The sequence below is a fragment of the Dellaglioa sp. CoH-57-MRSF-16 genome (assembly GCF_056782055.1).
On sequence record NZ_JBXAXZ010000162.1, the window covers coordinates 1 to 278 of the forward strand.

Genomic DNA, 278 nt, shown 5'->3' on the forward strand with positions numbered 1-278 from the left:
GGAACTGGGCGATCACTTGGCCGGTGCCCATCAGCTTGTGAACTACCACGGCACCCAGCGCAATACGCGTTTCGCGATCATCCACATTGATTGGGGTGAGGTCCAGAGGGTCTGCGAAACCTGCGATCTCATACTTTCCGCCGCTGACCTTACCGTATACGACCAGCACATCACCGACAGTGCTGCCCGGATACGTCGAGAACATCAAGCCGTCAATCTTCTTGCCAAGATCGCCTTCCGCTCAGCAATCGAACACCTCGCCGACAACCGTGAGCACG

Annotated in this window: 1 protein-coding gene; it reads left to right on the plus strand. The window is 57.2% G+C overall.

The window, feature by feature from the left end:
• The coding region (locus AC1RPH_RS08285; RefSeq protein WP_481762109.1) for a hypothetical protein at positions 1-278 on the plus strand (278 nt) is incomplete at both ends.